The organism is Flammeovirga sp. AWQ4_249 (genome assembly GCF_056161045.1).
On sequence record NZ_JBSWYJ010000060.1, the window covers coordinates 1 to 20,314 of the forward strand.

Consider the following 20,314-nt stretch of genomic DNA (forward strand, 5'->3'; position numbering starts at 1 on the left):
GGATTTATTTTAATATTGAATGATTTTATACAATAATAATAGCTTAAACGTGCATTTTTTCAGAAAATGAAAACGTTTAGGACACTATTGAAAAAAAATATAAAATTATTACTGTCTATTATATGTATTTGTATTATTCAAAGTGATTTCATTTTATCACATTAAAATATTCTTGAAGTATTTTGAAAATAATTTCATAGCTCGTAAATTTTCATAAGTATCAGATTTTCAATAAACTAGTTTACAATCTCTAACTATTCAAGCTATGAACAACTCATTATTTTTTCAATCAAAGCATCTCTTTTATTCATTTTTTACACTTTTCAGTTTTTGTCTTTTCAGTATATGTTCTTGTACTGAAGAAGTTCCTCCTACTTTGGATGAAATAGAAAGTCCAATAATTGGTCAAATTTCCTTTTCGTTGGAACATGATCAGATTAATCGAGAATATATTTTATATGTTCCTGAAGGTTATGATGAAACTACTGCGGTACCTCTTCTTTTTAATTTTCATGGTTATGGAGGAGAAGCTGCTGATTTTATTTCCTATAATGATATGAAAACAAAAGCGGATGAAGAAAATTTTATATTGGTTTATCCTCAGGATACAGATTTAGAAGGTTGGCCACATTGGAATGCAGGTCTCACTTCCAAAGACAATAAATCAAGTGTTGATGATTTTGGATTTATTGAAGCACTAATTCAAGAAATTTCTGATACTTATTCTATTGACACCAAAAAAGTTTATGCTTGTGGGTATTCAAATGGTGGTTTTATGTCTTTTGCATTGGCCTGTTTTAAAAGTGACCTTTTTGCTGCTGTTGGCTCTATATCGGGTACAATGTTAGATGAAAGCTATAATGACTGCACACCTTCTCATCCTACACCTATTATTATTTTACATGGCACACAAGATAATGTAGTACCTTACAATGGTAGTTTTGGATTAACGTCTATCGTTAATGTAGTGGACTATTGGACCGATTTCAATCAAACTTCAAGTGAAAATGTAGATAATTCACATGCTTCTATTGATAAGTATACTTATTCTGATGGAAATAATGGGGCATCTGTAGAATTATATAAAATTAATGGTGGAGAACATGTCTGGTTTAAACTAGATTATAACGGTAAAACTACAGCTGATTTACTCTGGGATTTTTTCTCACAGTATAATATTGATGGAAAACTTTAATGAATTTTATATTTTTAGCAATACATAATTCATAAACATATCAATATGACATTTTACTTCTATTTATTCGGCGTCTTTAGTTTAATAATTCTTTTTGTATTCTTATATAAAAGATTCTCTTCTAATGTGGAAAAAAAGAAAGGAGAAGAGTTAAGAGAAAAATTAAAAGTTGAAACCTTTCATGATAATACTACAAGAGAATCATTCAGTGTAGATGATATTGACTTTTCTGAAACTTTAGAAGAGGTGCAACAAAAGTTGTTTGAAGAAAAGTATATACTTAAATCGGATGATTTCATAAAGGATAATCCCATTTCTGAACAAGAATACTTGAAGCTTCTCAATTATTTTATCGAAAATTTCACGATAATAAAAGAGCCTAATGTTATTGAATCTTACTTAGATCCTCTAGAAAAATCTATTGAGAATATATCTTTTTATGAAAAATCAAACGGATTAAATGTAGATGATATTATCAGCATTAATAACAATACGCTTTACTATACAATCAATATTTCAATTGATAGAGAAATTGAAAATACTGTGATAGAAGTAAGTGAGTTACATGCAGTATTTTTAATTCAAAATTATACGAATTCTCTTGAAATACTAAGTAAGAAAATCACTGAAATCAATTCCCGATTTAAAGTTGAATGGGTTCCTAATTCAAAAAATGTGATTATTAAAACATATCAAGAGATTGACTTTAAAGAAACAGTACAACTCATAGAAGTTATTCAACAATATTCGATGTAAAATGAAAAGCCCAAGATCGTTAAACCTTGGGCTTTTACATGGAATCTATTAATGTAATGTTTATGTTTTATAATTCTTGCAAATAATGCGAGAACTGCAACATCTTTTCTTCTTCAAAACGATTTGCCATTACTTGAAGACCTATCGTTAAACCCTCTTTATCTTCTCCATTTGGAATAGAAATCGCTGGTAACCCTGCCAATGAAGCATGTACGGTATATAAATCTCCCAAATATAATTCTAAGAGATTATTCTCCCCATATTTACCGATTTCAAAAGAAGGTGTAGATGTAGTTGGCATCAAAATAAAATCATATTCAGAAAGTATTTTTTCTGTAGATTCTTTAATTAGTCTTCTTACTTTTTGAGCTTTTGAGAAGTAAGCATCGTAATAACTTGCTGAAAGTACAAAAGTACCCAACATAATTCTTCTCTTCACTTCATCCCCAAACCCTTCAGAACGAGATTTTTTATATAAGCCTTCTAGATCTACTTGATCTTTTGTTCTATAACCATAGCGAACTCCATCAAAACGTTCTAAGTTAGTACTCGCTTCAGCGGTTGTTAAGATATAATAAGTAGGCAAAAGATAATCTAATAAAGGAAATTCAATTGCTTCCACCTCGTGACCTTCTGCTCTTAATTTTTCAATTTTTGCAAATGTCTTCTCTGCTATATCTTTATTAAGATGTTCACTTTCTACTGTTTCTTTAATATAAGCCACCTTTAATTTCTTCGTTGGCTTTTCTTCTACCGTTGCAGTATAACTAGGTACTTCTTCTTGAGCTACTGTAGCATCTTGTTCATCTTGACCGGCAATAATCTCTAATACTAAAGAAGCATCAGGAACATTATTGGCAATTACACCAATTGTATCAAAAGAAGAAGCATAAGCAATCAGTCCCCATCTTGAAATACGAGAATACGTTGGTTTTAAACCAACAGTACCTGTAAATGCAGCAGGTTGACGAACAGATCCACCTGTATCCGAACCTAATGAAACGAGACAGTGATCATCTGAAACAGCAACTGCAGAGGCTCCTGAAGAACCACCTGGTACTCTTGTTTCGTCAATATTATTTTTCACAGGACCAAATGCAGAGTTTTCATTTGATGAACCCATGGCAAATTCGTCACAACTTTGTCTACCAATGATGATAGCATCTTCAGCTAGAATTCGTTCTGTTGCTGTCGCATTAAAAGGAGAGACATATCCATCTAGCATATTTGAAGATGCCTGTAGTCCATGATCTTTATAAGCTATAACATCTTTTAACCCTATTACCATACCTGCAAGTCTTCCCGCAGTACCATTTTGAAGTTTTTCATCAACAATTTCGGCTTGTTTTATAGCTTCATCGGCATAAACTTCATTCCAAACATTCAGATGTTTCTTCTCTTCAATTCGTAATAAGTAGTCTTTTACTAAGGCAACACAAGATGTTTTTCCACCTTTTAAAGCCTCTTTTATATCTTTAAATGCTTTATACATTTTTAATGTTCGTTTTGTTAGACAGTTTTTGAGTAAGCACTTTCATAGAAGTCTACTCTTAGTAAACTCCATAAAAAAAGAGAAGTTTACCTTTTCTAATGACAAAGATAAACTTCTCTCGGTTATTACGAAATATTTAACGAAAAATACATTTCATTAAAAATATATCAAGATATATGACAATTGGTTATTTTTCTTCCTTTTTGTCTTCGTCCTTGATGCCTTTTTCCAATTCTTCAGAGATCTGGTTTTTTGCATCCTTGAATTCTCTGATACCACTACCCAAACCACGTGCAAGTTCAGGAATACGCTTTGCACCAAAAAGCAAAAGAACTACCAAACCGATAATTACCCATTCGAAACTACCAGGCATACCGAATAATAAAATTGAACTCAATTCCATGGTTGTAATATTAAATTGTTTGTTACATCGCAAAGATACAAAGACTAAATGTCAATATCAATTAACGTCTTCAACTTCTTTGTACTGCATTTCATATAATCTTGAATAGAAACCTTTGTGTTTCAGTAACTCTTCATGACTTCCACTCTCTTTGATTTCACCTTTATCAAGTACAATGATGTTGTCTGCATTTCGAATTGTTGCTAATCTATGGGCGATAGCGATACTCGTTCTTCCTTTCATCATAGACTTAATTGCTTCTTGGATTAATGCTTCTGTTTCTGAATCTACCGAAGAAGTTGCTTCATCCAAAATGATAATTTTAGGATCATAAACCATTGTTCTTACAAACGACAGCAATTGTCTTTGTCCAACGGATAATGTCGATCCTCTTTCCATTACTTCATAATCTAATCCTCCAGGAAGTTTATCGATAAATGATTTTGCACCTACCAATTCTGCTGCTTCCAAGATTTGTTGATCAGTAATAGACTTATCACCTAAAGTAATGTTTTCTCTAATTGAACTAGAGAATAAGAATACATCTTGTAATACAACACCAATATGTTTTCTTAGATTATATAAATCATAAGACTTTACATCTCTACCGTTTACGCAGATACTTCCTTTATTAATTTCATAAAATCTTGAGATCAAATTAATAATAGAAGACTTTCCTGCACCCGTTGCACCTACTAATGCTACAGATTCACCATGATTAACTTTAAAGGAAATGTCCTTTAATACATAGTCTTCCTCTTTATAAGCAAACCATACTTTCTTGAATTCTAAATTACCATCAATGTGATCCGTTGTGTAAGTTCCTTCATTTGAAATTACACTATCATCATCCAATAATTTTAATATTCTATCTGAAGAAACAATCCCCATTTGTAATGTATTGAATCGATCGGCAATCATTCTGATCGGTCTAAAGAATAAGTTGATATACATGATAAAGGCAATCAAAGTACCTATCGTTGCATATCCATCCAAGACACTGTGTGCTCCCCACCAAACTAATAAACCTGTACCCGAAGCCGCAATAACTTCTGCTACTGGATAATAGATAGAATAGTACAATACAGTACTGATATTAGCATCTCTGTGTTCTTTATTGATCTTTTGAAATGCCTCTTGTTCTCTTTTTTCAGCACTAAATAATTGTACGACATTCATCCCTGTGATATGCTCTTGAACAAAAGTATTCAAATTAGATACAGCATTCCTTACATCACCAAAAGCTACTTTAATTTTCTCTTTGAAAACGTAAGTTGAGAACAAAAGAAGTGGTAAGACAGATAAACTTATTAATGTCAATCTCCAGTCGGTATAAAGCATTACACCAAAAATGAAAAGTAACTGTAAAATATCCCCCAACATTGCTGCTACGCCATTGGTAAATACTTCCGATAAAGTCTCTATATCCGATACAGCTCTTGTCACTAATCGTCCAATAGGTGTATTGTCGTAAAATTTAAGCTTTAATTTCAAGATATGTTCATACAACTGCACACGCATATCTTTGACAATATATTGTCCTAACCATCCCGATAAATAAGTGTGACAAAACTGCACTAAAGCTTGTAGCAACTGAACTGCAATCAAAATGATGACCATCTTATTTAGTCCAGGCATATCATTGACAACGATAAAGTTATCAATTGTGTATTGGATCAAATAAGGTCTTGCTGGTGCTAAAACACCTAGAGATATGGTTAAGAAAACGAGAAAGAAAAAATATTTGAGGTAAGGGTTTAAGAATTGCGTCATTCTTGAGAGTACTTCTCCATCAAATATTTGTCCTGTTTTTTGTTCTTTTTTCACTGATAAATGAGTTATTCTCAATAGAAATTAATCTAAAGCGTAATTTATAACTTTAATATTTCTAGTTCTTATTTAGTACCTATTAAAATACAATATTTTTCATTAGGCTTCCTAATAGGTCTTATTGAAATACAAAAATGCATTGAATGTTTTAATTTATAAGCTTTAGAACCTATAAATCCATGAAAAGAAGTAAAGATTTCTATTCTTTAAATTCATTTAAATTTCTTAGAAATCGTAATTAAATGCATTTTTTATAAAAAAAATAAGAATTTTAGAAATCAATAGAATATTCTAAATTTTAAATGAATTTATTTCATAATAATCTATATAAATTAAAAATTATCAAATATAAAGTATAATATTTTGTAAACTCTTATAATTTACTTTGCCTTCTTCGGACTTGCAATACTATTTTGAAAATGTAAATTGCCATCACATTAAATTTCCAAAGAATAATCAAAAGCAACAAAGTATAGTAATGGAAGATATCTCAATATTTGAAGAAGTCTCTAGCATGGGACACGAGCAAGTGGTTTACTGCCATGAGAAATCAACTGGCTTAAAAGCTATTATTGCTATTCATAACACCGTTTTAGGACCTGCACTTGGTGGTACTAGAATGTGGATGTATGAGAATGAAGCGCAAGCCGCAAATGATGCCTTACGTTTATCAAGAGGCATGACATTTAAAAATTCTATTGCTGGACTGAACCTTGGTGGTGGTAAAGCCGTGATTATTGGGGATGCAAGAAAACATAAATCTGAAGGCATGTTAAGGGCTTACGGACGTTTTCTTAAAAACCTTAATGGAAAATATATTACAGCAGAGGATGTAGGAATGAACGCAAATGATATGGAACATATCGCCGCGGAAACTTCTTATGTGAGTGGAATGCCTGAAACTAGAGGTGGTTTAGGTGATCCTTCTCCTTTTACAGCTTACACTACATATATGGGTATGAAAGCTGCTGCTAAAAAACAATTTGGTTCTGATAGCCTTGCAGGAAAGAAAGTTTCTATTCAAGGTGCAGGTCACGTTGGAGAATACATCATTCAGCACCTTGTAAAAGAAGGTTGTGAGATTTACGTATCGGATTATTATGAAGATCGCGTAAAAGATGTAGTCAATAAATATGGTATTAAAGGAGTCGCATTGGATGAGATCTATGACCTTGATGTTGATATCTATTCTCCTTGTGCACTTGGTGCTACAGTAAACGATGAAACTTTAGAGCGTTTAAAATGTTCTATCATTGCTGGCTGTGCAAATAATCAATTGGCCAATGAAAAAATTCATGGTGATTTAGTGAAACAAAAAGGTATTCTTTATGCTCCAGATTTCCTAATCAATTCAGGTGGTGTGATCAACGTTTACGCTGAAGTGATTAAAACAACAAAAGATTGGTCATGGAACAAATGTGAGTTTGTTTATGATCAGACCTTAAAAGTATTCGAGCAATCGGAAGCAACGGGCAAAAATGCTCAAGAAGTTGCTATCGATATTGCCCAGCAACGTATCAACGAGGTTGCTGCAATCAAAAGCACATACTAATTCGACCAATTCAGGTTATCATATAAACTTTAAGGCATCCTTTTTTAGGATGCCTTTTTTGTGTTTTGATATTAATAAAAAAAGTAAGGACCCCACAAAGTGACGTCCTTACTGCATGACAACTTCTCTATTAAAAGTTATTCAACTATTCTATATGTTACTGTGTACTCTAAAGTTTATTTTCTTCCTCCTTTTTTTCCTTTGACTACTCCTTTAAAACCATATTCATCATATGCTTCTTTAAGATCAATAGTCTCTGTAGTTCCATCTGAAAGTGTGATATCTACCAAGAAATCACAAGTTCCATCACCATAATTGATTGTGATTGTTTCATCCCCTTTTGTCATTACTTCAACACCCGAAATTGGAGCAAATACAGGTTTACTTTCTCCACACCTTGGATTGATGGTTAGCGGTTCAGTGATTTCTGTTGTAAAGCTTTCTCCTTCCAAAGAACTAGTTACTGTTAATGTTCCAGAGATTGTTTTCACACCATCTAGCATTTCTTCTTCTACAGTACGAGAAATTTGTTCAGTATAAGCTTCTGTAGTATCAGTAGCTGCAAATGACAATGATAAATTGACAGATTTCGTAATATCAGATGATGTAGGACGCGGTCTTCTTCTTTCTTCTTCATTCATCTCTTCAAACTCCATTGTACCATTCATACTTACTGTTCCGTTCACTACTTTACCATTTTCAGTAAAATCTTCAAATGTAGAAGAGTGACTTACACTTCCCTCTGTTCTTGTATGAACTTCAGTAACAATCCCTGATACTGTTTCACCATCTTTACTTTCACATGCTCCATTTGAAAAGTCAATTACAACAGTTTTGGTATCTCCTTCTTCTGTTTTAGTAATTTCAGCACAATCCATATAATGTCTCACATGGAATCTCTTTCCACATTCTCCTTTTCCTTTTTTAGTTCTTTCTTCTGAACCTGTAGTTCTTGCATTTGAAATGTAATTGGAAGTCAAACCTCTTTCTAGAGCATCTTCTGTTAGATTGTCCGTATACTCCTTTACTTCTAAATTGATAGATAAACCTTCTACCTCTTCAGTTACTTCATTTAAAGTAAAATCAGCTTCAGTATTTGATGTATTTTGAAGTTCATTACAAGCAGTCATTAAAGTGAATGCTGATAAGCCGATAGCAATATTTCTAAGTTTCATTTCTTTTGTCTTTTAAGAGTTAAAATAGATTTTGTTGTTTCAAGTTACTGCTTTAATACAGTGTCATTCATAGAAAGGGAGGAATAGTAAAGTTGTACTCAAAATATTTTTATTTTTTTTCAAAAGAGTAAAAAAACAGCTGTATGGATATTAAAAACGATGTTTTTAGGGATAAAAAAATAGTTTGAAAAAGTAAATAACAAAAAAAAGGGTTGCTCCAAAATGGAACAACCCTTATAAATATTCATCTATTTTATTACTTCACGAATTTGCTGTATGCTACAACTTTACCGTTTAAGATAAGTGTGTAAACATAAACACCAGATTGTAATGAAGCTGTTTCGTAAGAAACTTTATGATTACCATTAGAAACTTTTCCAACAGAAATTGTATCTAACAATTGACCATTCATATTGTAAACCATGATACTTGCCTCTGCAATCTCAGTTGTCGAGAAACTGAATGTAGTAGAGTTAAGTACTGGGTTAGGATAGTTGCTTAAATTAGCAGCAGCGGCTAATTCAGGATCAATACTAGTTACTTGCTCAGCAATTACTTCAGTATTGAATGTTACAGCAACGCTACCACCATCGCTATCCATTGCAGTTAAAGTAACTTCTGAGTTACCTACTGAAATTGGAACGATTGTAAAGTTACCATTAGCATATCCAACTAACACAACATCAGAATCAACAGCTGAAATAGCATAGCTTAATTCAACATCATCCTCATCTGCGAAGATTGTTGTTGGATCAATATGATAAGGTAAGCTACCTACTTCTAATGAAAGATCTTCCATATCGATACCAGTTGGTAATCTATTACCATTTGCTACAGTAACAATAATTTCGATTGTTCTAGTCGCACCATGCTCATCTGTTACAGTAACAGTAATCATATGCTCACCTTCTGCTTCGAAATCTGGAGTCATTACAATGTAATCTCCATTTTCTTCACTGTTCATTAACTCACCACCTACTGAAGATAAACCTACAGTTTCGATAGTGTATGTATCCATTTCAAGGTCCTCAATATTTAATTGAATCATTGATTCGATACCTTCCACTGCATCAACATACATTGGCACATCATTGAAGTGAGGAGCTTGGTTATTTATAACTGAGATCTCTAATGATTCACCATTTGAGAATGGGTCATTTGACATAACTTTTACAATTGCTGAAACTGAATCTTCTGTAATATTCATTGCATCAATATCAGCAGTAATAGTTGCTGTAGCACCTTCTTCTAATTCACCTGAGTAACTATCTAAAATTAACCAAGGTTTATCAGCTGCAGTCATTGACGCTGCTCTAGTCATCCATCCAATTGTCGAGAAGTTTGGATCAGTCGAAATGTCAAACCAACCATCTTGTGAAGGAATATAGAAAGCACCAGGAACTGTTTCACCTAAGTTTACAATACCTTGAGGATAAGATAAACCAACCTCATAAGTAAATGCAATGTAGAATTTCTCATTAGGATAAATGAATTGCGTTTCGCTCAATTCAAATGTTTCTAATTTACCATTCTCATCATCTTTAGATGACTCAGTAGTGAAAGTTTCAGTATGTAAAACTCTTGCAGTTTCAATATCTGAACCAGCCAATACATTAACAGTAATTCTACCATTATCAATACCTAATGGTCTATACCAAGTTTGTACGTGTGATAATTCCATACCTTCTACTGGAGCATGGAAACCAGTAGCTGAAGTAAAGATACCACCATTGAAACCAATGAAATTTAATGGAGCTTCTTCCTCATCATAATTTAAGTATTCATAGTATACTTCTTCATTAGTACTCTTAGTTGCTACGATTGGAGCTGATTTTGTTTCAACTGCTAATTCGTTGTCTGTAGAGAAGAAAGAAGATAATGTTTCAGTTGCTTGAGCTTTTGCAGTTCTTAAGAAATCTACAACGATTTCGTATGTAAGAGTAGATAACCCTTCTGCATTTGATACTTCAAAAGTATGAGAAGAAGTATGCTCTCTTGTATCTGCATTTATATAAATATCATCACCATTTAAACCTAAAGTTGGAGGTAATACTGAAGTCAATGAAATTGGTAATTCAACCGCATTTCCATCTACATCTGTAACGATGAACTTATCTGTGAAACTTGGGTTATCAATACTTGGAGTGAATCTAACTCTAAATTTCATACTTTCAGATGGTACAATTACATCTGATACTGAACCCCAGTTTACTTCGTCAGCAAAGTATTCGATTGGTACCCAATCAACCATTGGTCCTAAGAATGGATTATTGAAAATTACTTCAAATTCAACAGTTACGTTACCCATACCTTCAGTACTTAATGAAGAAATATTGAAATTATCCGAACCGTTGTTCATAAAAGTAAATTCATTTACAGCTTCTGTACCATCAATAATATAATCAACATAACTGATTTCTTCAGTAGAGAATGCACCTTCAGCAGCACCTGATACATTTAATGTTACTGGAACTGAAATATCTTCCATACCTGGAGTTAAGTTTTGGAATTCAATATCAGTAGAGTAAGTACCACCTAATAATCTTCTTGCATCTACAGTAAATTCAATATCCTTAGACTCACCTGGAGCTAAAGTCATTTTTCTTGCAGGAGCAAATTCAACAACCGCTTTGTCTTCAATGAAACTTACATAAGAAGCTACATTATTATAGTTACTAGCATCTTCATTTTCCATACCGATAGCAAGGTTTGGCGACCAGAAGTCAACACCATTTTGGTTATCAGTAGTATATTGAAGTTTGATATTACCATCTTTGTAAAGAATTACCTGAGCGTTTACAAAACCTCCAAATAATGCAAATACACGTTGGTATCTTCTGTATGAGATTACGATTTTCTCGTCATCATGATGAACATAAAGACCCTTATTTGGAGTTGGATCATAATCGTCTGGAAGAGAAATTAATTGTGTAAACATTACAGCAATGAAATTATCCATATCATCACCTTGAGTACCAATTGCATTACCAAATCTTAAGTAATCTATTGGTTCAAAACCTACAATACCATAATCAGTTAAATAGATCTTATCGTATTCTTTATCATAGAATTTGATAGGATAAGGTAACTGGAATTCTTGGCTTTCGAAAGGTTGAGTAAACTCAATTTTTTGACCTTCAGTGTAAGCGTTTTCCCACTTAAATTTAGGAGCAGCATCATCAACACCTCCAGCTAGAACTGTTTTATTGTCCTTTTGAGTATATACAAAATCTCTGATTGTATTAGAAGCTTCAGCCATTGGAGTCGGATAGAACCAAGTTGTAGCTTGAGGAATGAAGTCTAGTGTAGAACCTCCTGCACCATTAGAAACAGTGATTGTTGTAGTAGTTTGATCACCCACATCTAAGTTAAACTCTAGAGGAGTTTGATCTAGAGAAATAGCAGGAGGATTAATTACTTCACCTGAAAGGTTTACAGTATATACATCTCCATTAGCATTTGTAATTGTCATTACATCAGAAACTGCACCTAATGCATCAGCAGGCATAGTTACATTGATATTTACAGTATGCTTAGGTTTTACTTCTGCATCTACTCTATCAACAATAAAGTTTCCATTTGCTAAAGTAATTGACTCAATTACAGATGATTTTGTACCTGAATTCAATAACGTCACTTGTAAATCTCGAGGATTATCTAAGAAAATTTGACCGTAGTTTAACTCTTCAGTACTAACTGATAAATCTTCCATTGTACCTTCATCCACAGTTGTCTTGATTGTGAAGACTTTTAATGGATTAGAAGGGTCATTACTTACAATACCTACTCTTTGAATATTTATTCCATCTAATACATTTGTTGCTGTAACAGAGAAATCAATCGCCATAGATTCACCTGGGCTAATTAAACCTTCAGTAACAGAGAAATCTGTTGCTAATTCAGTACCTGGGTGATAAACTCTAACACTTACATTTTCAAATGGCTCAAAGAAATATTTTTCAGATTCCCAATCATACTCATGTATTAACATTGCATCTTGTTGAGCTCTATCTTCAATTGCTAACCATAGACGCTTTGTATCATTACTTCCCCAGATATCAGTTAATCCTGATAGATCTTGGTAGATAAATTCAATATCTCCATTATCAAATAAGATTATTTGATAAGTAATTGTACCATTAGACCATTGTGGAACAACATCTTTCATTTCGAATACTACATAAGTATCGAAAGCTTTCATTAATACATCTCCACCTTTACCTAAATCTAATTGTTGGAAAGCACCTGAGATGATACCTTTATTGTACCAAGGACTTCCCAATTGAGGAGGTCCATTTAAGTTTGTTGATTTATCGAAAGTTAGAACACCTTGGAAATTGAAGAAGAATTCTCCTTCAAAGCCATCATAGAAAGGCATTTCGAATGGTAATTTTACAGGATAGTACAACTCTGCAGTTTCTCTAAACCAATGACCTAAATCAACAGTACCTTCTGCACCAGCAATTTCTACCCAGTTATCAGCGTTATCTTTCTTTTCCCAAGAGTAACCATACTTATGAACACCTTCAGGAGCATTGTCACTATATTTAGGAATATTGAAAGAAAGTGGATAATCACCTGTATTTGAAATTTCAAATGATCCAGTTGTAGACTCTCCTACTGCTAAGTTTTCAGTAGTAAATTCTGCTGGTGAAATAGTTATTTCAGATGGAGCTGCACCTACTGCAAATAATCTAAATTTCTTTACATTACCTTCTGTATCCGTTAATACTAAGTTTGTATTGAAGTTACCTACAGATTGAGGTCTGAATTCAATACCAAAAGTAGCTCTACCTCTTGCAGGTACTTTAGAACTTTGAGTGATTACTTTGAAGTTTACATTATCTTCAACTGAAACATCCGCTACATTAAAGTAGCCATAACCATAGTTACCTACAGTGATTGTTGCATCAATTGAACCTCCAATAAATTCAGTACCAATGTTAATGATTTCTTCAGAAACTCTAAGATCAGCTTGTTGACCTGATACTTTGAAAGTTACTGGTAACTTTACTTCTTGATTTTCTTGATCATTTGAATTGATAATTACATTTGATGTATAAGTACCATTTCTTAAAGTAGTTGCATCTAATGAAACAGCTACATCTTGAGGCTCTTCTGTAGTAATATCACCTGCAAATGGAACTAAACTTACATAGTTTCCTAAATGCTCATTGGCACTTTGTAAACCTTGAACAAATAATAAGCTTCTTCCTAGTGGATCAGCATCAATTAATCTTGAGAATGATTGTTCGTTATCAAATGAGATAAATTGGCTATTATCAGCCTCTTGTGTAAAGTATAAATCGTCTGTATTATTATTAATTACAACACCTGTAGTTAATTCATTACCTGCTTCGTAAGAAATTTTTAACCATACGATTGAGTTGTAAGGAATGTTTACATCTTCTTCTAAAGATACATCTCTGAAACCATACCAGTCTCTATCTCCAAGATCTCCAGTATAAACTACTTTTGCTGTAGTATAAGGGTTACCAACTCTTACTTCTACCATTGGCTTACCTACTGTTAATTCAGCAGCAGCAGCAAATACGTCAGTTAGGTTGAATCCATCTTGATCTACAACATAGTAAGCTGCAATAGTACTGATAGGAGAATTTGGCTTTTCTTCAGGAGAAGTAATGAAAGAGAATGTTTGAACTGAAGAGTAAGTTAACCATCTGTCATCATACTCATCCAACGCAGGATCATCTTCAACGTTAACCATATTTACATCTCTAAAATGAACAGTTTTCATTTGTAAAGTAGAATTTAAGCTTCTACCTAACTGAGCATTTTCTTTTGTATTTGAATATGTGTCTACGATAAAATCACTTTGTCCAACTTCCGTCTCATATCTTAAAATACCTTCACCTTCGTTTGAGATAGTGAACATAGTATTCGCCATATTTCCACCCATTACATCGTGATCAACTGATAATAACTCATCACTTAATACGATACTAGGACCAGCAGTAGTTGCCGTCATTAACATATCTGACATTTCACCGATGTTACCCCAACGGTCAACACCTGCTACAGATACATAGTAAGAAGTTTCTTGAACTAAACCTGCTAATTCATACATGAAAGTTTCACCAGTTGCAGTGAAGTTTTTCACTTGTACAAAGTCAGCCATTGAAGCGTCAGCAGAAAAATCTACTGAATCATAATATACAATAAATGAAACTGGCTCATCATCATCATCATCAGAAGGAACTGTCCAAGATAAATTGATAAAATCAAATGAACTTCCAGATTCTACTAATTCAGTAACTTTTTGAGGCGCAGCACCTTCGTTTACTTTAAGAGCAAGACCAGCATCAATAATACCAGGACCTAATAAACCTACATAATTAGGGTTTAAAGCATCGATATTATTTGTTGAGTTAACTAATCTATTCCAAAGTAATTCTGGAGTATAAGTATCTGAACCATATTCTGATAAGATAAGAGCTGCAATACCTGAAACGTGTGGACATGCCATTGAAGTACCATCCAAGTAACCATAAGCATTACCTGGTAAAGTAGACAATACCATATCATTTTGGTTCAAGTTTGCTTGAATATCTCCACCAGGAGCAGTAATATCAACCCAAGGGCCATAGTTTGAATAACCTGCTCTAATATTTTGAGGACCTGTAGAAGCTACCGCTAATACATTGTCATATCTTGTTGGATAATAATCAGCAGATGAGTTATCATTACCAGCTGCGAAAATTACAATACCACCTGTCATTGGAGAACCTTCATAGTGTCCTGCCTCAGCGATAAAATAATCGATACCATCTAATACTGATTGTTCATAAACATCAGGAATTGTATAACCCCATGAGTTTTGAGAGATTACAGCACCATTGTTTGCTGCATAAACATAAGAAGCAGCGATATCTGCATATTCTGGACCATTGATAATTGGTAAAGACATAAGCTTTACACCATTACCTGAACCATTACCACCTGCAACACCTGCAACACCAATACCATTGTTTGAAACGGCAGCAACTGTACCTGCAACGTGAGTACCGTGAACGTCTGCAACGATTTCACCTTGTGCATAAGCAAAGTTATAACCGTTTACGTCATCGATATAACCATTTTGGTCATCATCCACTCCGTTACCAGGAATTTCACCTGTGTTTACCCAGATGTTTGCAGCTAAATCTTCGTGAGCTACATCAATACCACCATCATGAACAGAAACGATAATTTCGTTTGAACCTGTGTTGATATTCCATGCATCAAATAAGTTGATGTCTGCGTCTTCTGTCCAAGAATCTTCAGTACCATCATTTTCATAATGCCATTGTCTACTCAATAGAGGATCATTCATAGGAAGTCCTTCATTAGTAGATTGTGTTGAACGAGGGTTTACAACTCTTGTGTTTTTAACCTCCTCAATATTTCTTTTTTCAAGAATATTTTCTGCAATTTCTACCTCAGCTAACGCTGAATAAGTAGCTACTACTGTTTGTGCAGAAACCATAGGATTAACATCTACTTCAAACCAAAGGTGAAGTCCATGTCTTTTCATTGCCTCATCATGTACTCCATCAAATGGGAATACAGGCTTCATGTTAGAAGCTTGGAATTGTTTTGATACTGCATCTACAGATGATAGGCCTATCGAAGCATTCGATATTGTACGATTCGAAGAAATCCTCGCTCTATTAAGCGCTGACTCTGTCAATTTAATACGAATCTTACCTTGGCCAACACCCTGAGAGTAGGTAACTGGTGTAGCGTCTTGTGCAAATGAAGTCTGAGGGCTACCAAATAAAGTAGCACCGATAGTAACTGCACAAGCCAATACGTTGCGTAATGGTCTGTTCATTTTAAAAAGATGAATAGTTTTAAAAAAATTGAATTGAATAATCAATGAAAACCCGTCTAATTCTCACTGATTGGATCCCCTTATTTGAATTGATAGAAAAAATAAATTACACCAAAAAAATTGGCGATTAGGTATTTCTAAAAACGAATTAAATAATTGAATTGTCTGTCGTCGGTATGAGTTCCAATTCTCAATAAATGTAAATAAAAGGAAGTGTATTTATTCATAAAAAAAATGGCTGTAATAAAAGTACTACAAGGTGAAATTTAGTAGAACATTAGTACTACAACAGCCTTAATCACACTAAAAAGGGTGTTTTATATTTAAATTTATTTAATTTTGTATTTGAGCTAAAAAGGTATTTAAGTCGATATCTTTACCTAAAAGATCCACTTTTTTACGTAAACGATATCTCGCTTGTTCAATCGATTTTGGAGATTGTTTCGTAATAGACGAGATATCTTTTGTTGAAAAATTTAATTTTAAAAACGCACACAGCTTTTTCTCATTCGGAGTAATTGTTGGAATTTTTTCTTGAAGCTCAGAATAAAAATTTTCATGAACTTGTTCGAAACGAATTTCAAATTCTTCCCACTGACCAGAGTCAGATGAATCATTAAGTGTTTTAATAATAGAATTGATTTTTCTCTTATGCTTGTCTTCTAATTCAGCATTAAAGTCCATCAATTGTTTAGAGATATTATTGATCATTTCATTTTTTTGAATCAAATACATGCTTGCTGTTGTCAATTCTTTATTTTTATGATCAATATTATTTTTTAAAGAATCACCTCTTAAAACTAATTCTTTGTTTTTTAGAAGTGTTACTCTAATTTTTTGTTTTTGTAAGCGATACAAAAGGATAACGATAAGTACTGTGAAAACCAATACTATAACAGCTCCTCCAAGATATAAATTTCTTTCTCTTCTACGTTCAAGCTCAATATAAGCTTCTCTATCTTTTAGAAAGTCATGTTCAAGTTGTTGAAATAGATTCTCTCTTTCTTTATCTTTTTGACGAATAATTTCTGTATTTACTTCATTAAGAAGTTCGTATGCTCTTTCATATTCACCTCTCAAGGAAGCGACATCAATCATTTTTTGCTTGATTTCTAAAATCTTTTCATCAGAATGATAATTTTCAGCAATAATGACACTTTCTTTTAAATACTGATCTGCCGTTTTATACTCTTCCATTTTAATGTAGAGTTCAGCAAGTAAATTATAAGAAGATATCAAATTTCCTTTCTCTTCTCTAGGCTTCTTAAGTTCAACAGCTTTTAATACATACTCAATAGCATTATCTATTTCATTAAGTCCTTCATACCCTTTCGCTATATTATGTAATGCTTTGGCTTTCATCTCTATATCCTCCTCTTTTTCAGCCACTTTTACTAAATCTAGAAAAGTTGAGATACTTTTATGGTATTCTTGGAGCATTGATTCTGTTACCCCTTTATTCATAAGAATTAAGTTGATCACTTTATTTTTTCCAGAACCTTCTACTCCTTCGAGGACATTTAACCCTAAAGTAAAGATAGAGTCTGCTTTATGAGGTTGGTTATTTTTTAGATAAAGTACTCCTAGGTTTGAATACATAGAACCTACCTTAAAATCTTCTCCTTGAGATTCATAGATATTAATCGCATTATAGTAGAATCGTGAAGCTTCAATTAAGTTTCCTTCTTTTAATTTCAGGTTTCCTCGTAAACTCAGAATCTGAGCTTTCTCCATGATAAACTCCTCATTGTCATCAATTAAAGATTCTGCCTCCTCTATATATTTATGCATCTTTTCTACATCAACATCCATATATTTCCCTGCTAATTTGCATAGCAAATCAACACGTTTTTTAGCATCAAGGCTTTTAGCCAATTCTTGCTCTAAACTATCAATATCTGGGTATTGAGTAAACGATGTTAGGAGTATCACAAAAAGGATACATATATAGTATAAGGGAGTTTGCTGGAATCTCATTTAAACAATTGAATTACCGACGGAGTTAATTTATGTTTGTTAACTGCAAATATAGTAAAGGGAAACTAAAAACATAGATTATCTTTAAAAAGTATAAAAAACAAAATGATATATACGACGAACTACAAGAGAAATAAAAGCAAATCAACAACAATATTATACTATGTATACCATTAATAATGAATTAATATTCACACTTAAACTCTAAAAGTACAATTCATCATTTGATTAAAAAATTAAGACCATCAGACCAACTCAAAACCATATAATCCAATTCTTAACTTTCTAAAGGTTGATGAATCGCTTCAAATAAATTAAAATTTAGGATAAACGAACCTGAAAATAATAGTGTGTTAAATTCATTTTTAAGGGTAAGAAGGAAATAATTTGTAACTTGTCTATATATTCTATGGCTATCTTTGGGTAGGCTATTTTTTGCTCAATACAAGTTTTACCACTCTTCATGTCTAAAGATCTACATCATTGGAAGCAACTTAAAGAAAAGAACGATGCTTCTGCTATCAAGTATTTCTATGATCAATACATTAAACTATTGTATAAGTATGGGTATCATTTCTGTCAAGATGCTACTCTTGTAGAAGATTGTGTACAAGATCTTTTTTTAAGAATCTGGGAAAAACGTTCGACTTTAGGGGATACAGACAATGTCAAGCTCTATTTAATGGTTGCATTGAAACGAAGTATTTATGAGAAAATAAAAAAACAAGCCAAAACTGCTGTAACTGAAGAAGTGCCCGAAAACACTTTTGATCTAGATTTCACGATGGAAGAACAAATCATTTCTTCAGAATCTGATCAGATTACAAAAGGTAAATTATTACAATGCCTAGAGACACTTTCAGGAAGACAAAAGGAAGTTATCTACTTACGGTTTTATAATGGTTTTACACCTGAAGAAGTAAGTGAGATCATGCAAATTAGCAATCAATCGGTACGTAATGTTCAAGCTTCTGCTCTGAAAAAAATGAGAAATAACATGAGTGATCCGTTGATTATTTTGTTTGTAGGAAAAATAATTGAAAGTTTTTTCCACAAAATATAGTACAAATCCATTCTTAAGCTCTTCTCTGAATATACAACACTGATAATAAGATGTCTGCAATTGATAAATATATAGAAAATAAAGATTTTGTTTCTTGGGTTCTAGGAGACAAAAGTCATCATGATCATTGGATCAATTACATTAAAAATAATCCTAAGGAAGAAGCTGTAATTAATGAAGCGAAAGAGTGGGTTTTACAGGTTAAAATAAAAGAACCACATCTTTCAAATCAAAAGGAAAAGGAGCTCTGGAATACTATTGCAAAACAAATTAGAGTAAATGATGCCTTACCTTCATCTAAAGAACCAAAAACAATTCAGTTTAATAACACATGGTGGAGATATGGAGCTGCTATAGTGATTTTAGGTCTTATTTTTATTTTTTATCAAAGAAATTTTGTCCCTGATCATCATGTAGAAGTAGCTAAAAAAGGATTTACTCATGATGTATTATTACCTGATGGATCTACTGTGAACCTAAACGCTGAAAGTACAATCTCTTATGACCAAGAAAGTTTTAATGCAGGAAGATATATCTCATTGAAAGGAGAAGCCTTTTTTAATGTTGAAAAAGGAAATTTATTCCAAGTAAATACTGAAATGGGAACAGTTACCGTCTTGGGTACTAGCTTCAATATTTTTGCTAGAAATCAACGTTGGGTAGTAAGTTGTTATACTGGAAAAGTAGAAGTAAAAGATAAAAATGGTCAAAAAGTTGTATTGACAAAAGGACAAGAAGTTGAATATAAAAATGGTGTTCTTCTCATTTCTGACCATTATGATAGTAAACCAAATTGGCAGAAAGGACTTTTTAAGTACACTAATGCTTCACTTGAAACCGTTTTTGAGGAAATACAAAGACAATTTGATATCCGTATTATTTACAAAAGTAAGGACATACAAGAGATGCGTTTTTCTGGCACATTTTCTAATGCTTCACTTGAAAAATCTCTACAAATCATCTCAAAATCAATGGGTATAAAGTACGAAATCAACAAGAAGAAAAAAGAAGTTGAAATCTCTTATTAAATATTACTA

11 protein-coding genes are annotated in these 20,314 nt (G+C 32.8%); 5 read left to right on the top strand and 6 right to left on the bottom strand.

Features of this window, described 5'->3' with window-relative positions:
• Positions 1–265: 265 nt before the first annotated feature.
• The gene (locus ACXAHM_RS24205; RefSeq protein WP_474966167.1) at positions 266–1,195 is read left to right on the top strand and encodes an extracellular catalytic domain type 1 short-chain-length polyhydroxyalkanoate depolymerase; all 930 of its coding nucleotides are present in this window, start codon (positions 266–268) and stop codon (positions 1,193–1,195) included.
• 126 nt (positions 1,196–1,321) lie between these two features.
• Positions 1,322–1,951: a hypothetical protein gene (locus tag ACXAHM_RS24210; RefSeq protein WP_474966171.1), complete on the top strand. Its 630-nt coding sequence runs from the start codon at positions 1,322–1,324 to the stop codon at positions 1,949–1,951.
• A 67-nt stretch (positions 1,952–2,018) separates the two neighbouring features.
• Here the strand turns inward: ACXAHM_RS24210 and gatA are convergent, their stop codons facing one another.
• From gatA to ACXAHM_RS24225, 3 genes are all read right to left on the bottom strand, one after another.
• Complete coding sequence (gatA, locus tag ACXAHM_RS24215) at positions 2,019–3,443, bottom strand: Asp-tRNA(Asn)/Glu-tRNA(Gln) amidotransferase subunit GatA (protein WP_474966175.1); 1,425 nt, start codon at positions 3,441–3,443, stop codon at positions 2,019–2,021.
• Between the two features lie 187 nt (positions 3,444–3,630).
• Positions 3,631–3,816: a Sec-independent protein translocase subunit TatA/TatB gene (locus tag ACXAHM_RS24220; protein ID WP_474966210.1), complete on the bottom strand. Its 186-nt coding sequence runs from the start codon at positions 3,814–3,816 to the stop codon at positions 3,631–3,633.
• Positions 3,817–3,903: 87 nt separating this feature from the next.
• Positions 3,904–5,619 carry an ABC transporter ATP-binding protein gene (locus ACXAHM_RS24225; RefSeq protein ID WP_474966213.1) on the bottom strand — a complete coding sequence of 572 codons (1,716 nt, stop codon included), beginning with the start codon at positions 5,617–5,619 and terminating at the stop codon, positions 3,904–3,906.
• Positions 5,620–6,154: 535 nt separating this feature from the next.
• On the opposite strand from ACXAHM_RS24225, the gene ACXAHM_RS24230 reads away from it, so the two are divergent.
• Positions 6,155–7,228: a Glu/Leu/Phe/Val family dehydrogenase gene (locus ACXAHM_RS24230; protein WP_474966218.1), complete on the top strand. Its 1,074-nt coding sequence runs from the start codon at positions 6,155–6,157 to the stop codon at positions 7,226–7,228.
• 176 nt (positions 7,229–7,404) lie between these two features.
• On the opposite strand, the gene ACXAHM_RS24235 is transcribed toward ACXAHM_RS24230, so the two are convergent.
• From ACXAHM_RS24235 to ACXAHM_RS24245, 3 genes are all read right to left on the bottom strand, one after another.
• The gene (locus ACXAHM_RS24235) at positions 7,405–8,403 is read right to left on the bottom strand and encodes a hypothetical protein (protein WP_474966179.1); all 999 of its coding nucleotides are present in this window, start codon (positions 8,401–8,403) and stop codon (positions 7,405–7,407) included.
• A gap of 256 nt (positions 8,404–8,659) precedes the next feature.
• On the bottom strand, positions 8,660–16,237 hold the full coding sequence (locus ACXAHM_RS24240) for a S8 family serine peptidase (protein WP_474966181.1): 7,578 nt from the start codon (positions 16,235–16,237) through the stop codon (positions 8,660–8,662).
• 333 nt (positions 16,238–16,570) lie between these two features.
• Positions 16,571–18,169, bottom strand: coding sequence for a tetratricopeptide repeat protein (locus ACXAHM_RS24245; protein WP_474966184.1), 1,599 nt, complete (start codon positions 18,167–18,169; stop codon positions 16,571–16,573).
• Between the two features lie 508 nt (positions 18,170–18,677).
• Between ACXAHM_RS24245 and ACXAHM_RS24250 the strand changes: the two genes are divergently transcribed.
• Together ACXAHM_RS24250 and ACXAHM_RS24255 are read left to right on the top strand one after the other, a co-directional pair.
• Positions 18,678–19,277 (top strand): RNA polymerase sigma factor, encoded by a 600-nt coding sequence (locus ACXAHM_RS24250; protein ID WP_474966186.1) that lies wholly within the window; start codon positions 18,678–18,680, stop codon positions 19,275–19,277.
• A 50-nt stretch (positions 19,278–19,327) separates the two neighbouring features.
• Positions 19,328–20,305 carry a FecR family protein gene (locus ACXAHM_RS24255; protein ID WP_474966190.1) on the top strand — a complete coding sequence of 326 codons (978 nt, stop codon included), beginning with the start codon at positions 19,328–19,330 and terminating at the stop codon, positions 20,303–20,305.
• Positions 20,306–20,314 lie beyond the last annotated feature (9 nt).

Coding starts and splice junctions, on each gene's coding strand:
- ACXAHM_RS24240 (WP_474966181.1), bottom strand. CDS start 16,237: ATGAACAGACCATTACGCAACGTATTGGCTTGTGCAGTTACTATCGGT.
- gatA (WP_474966175.1), bottom strand. CDS start 3,443: ATGTATAAAGCATTTAAAGATATAAAAGAGGCTTTAAAAGGTGGAAAA.
- ACXAHM_RS24225 (WP_474966213.1), bottom strand. CDS start 5,619: ATGACGCAATTCTTAAACCCTTACCTCAAATATTTTTTCTTTCTCGTT.
- ACXAHM_RS24235 (WP_474966179.1), bottom strand. CDS start 8,403: ATGAAACTTAGAAATATTGCTATCGGCTTATCAGCATTCACTTTAATG.
- ACXAHM_RS24230 (WP_474966218.1), top strand. CDS start 6,155: ATGGAAGATATCTCAATATTTGAAGAAGTCTCTAGCATGGGACACGAG.
- ACXAHM_RS24250 (WP_474966186.1), top strand. CDS start 18,678: ATGTCTAAAGATCTACATCATTGGAAGCAACTTAAAGAAAAGAACGAT.
- ACXAHM_RS24220 (WP_474966210.1), bottom strand. CDS start 3,816: ATGCCTGGTAGTTTCGAATGGGTAATTATCGGTTTGGTAGTTCTTTTG.
- ACXAHM_RS24205 (WP_474966167.1), top strand. CDS start 266: ATGAACAACTCATTATTTTTTCAATCAAAGCATCTCTTTTATTCATTT.
- ACXAHM_RS24255 (WP_474966190.1), top strand. CDS start 19,328: ATGTCTGCAATTGATAAATATATAGAAAATAAAGATTTTGTTTCTTGG.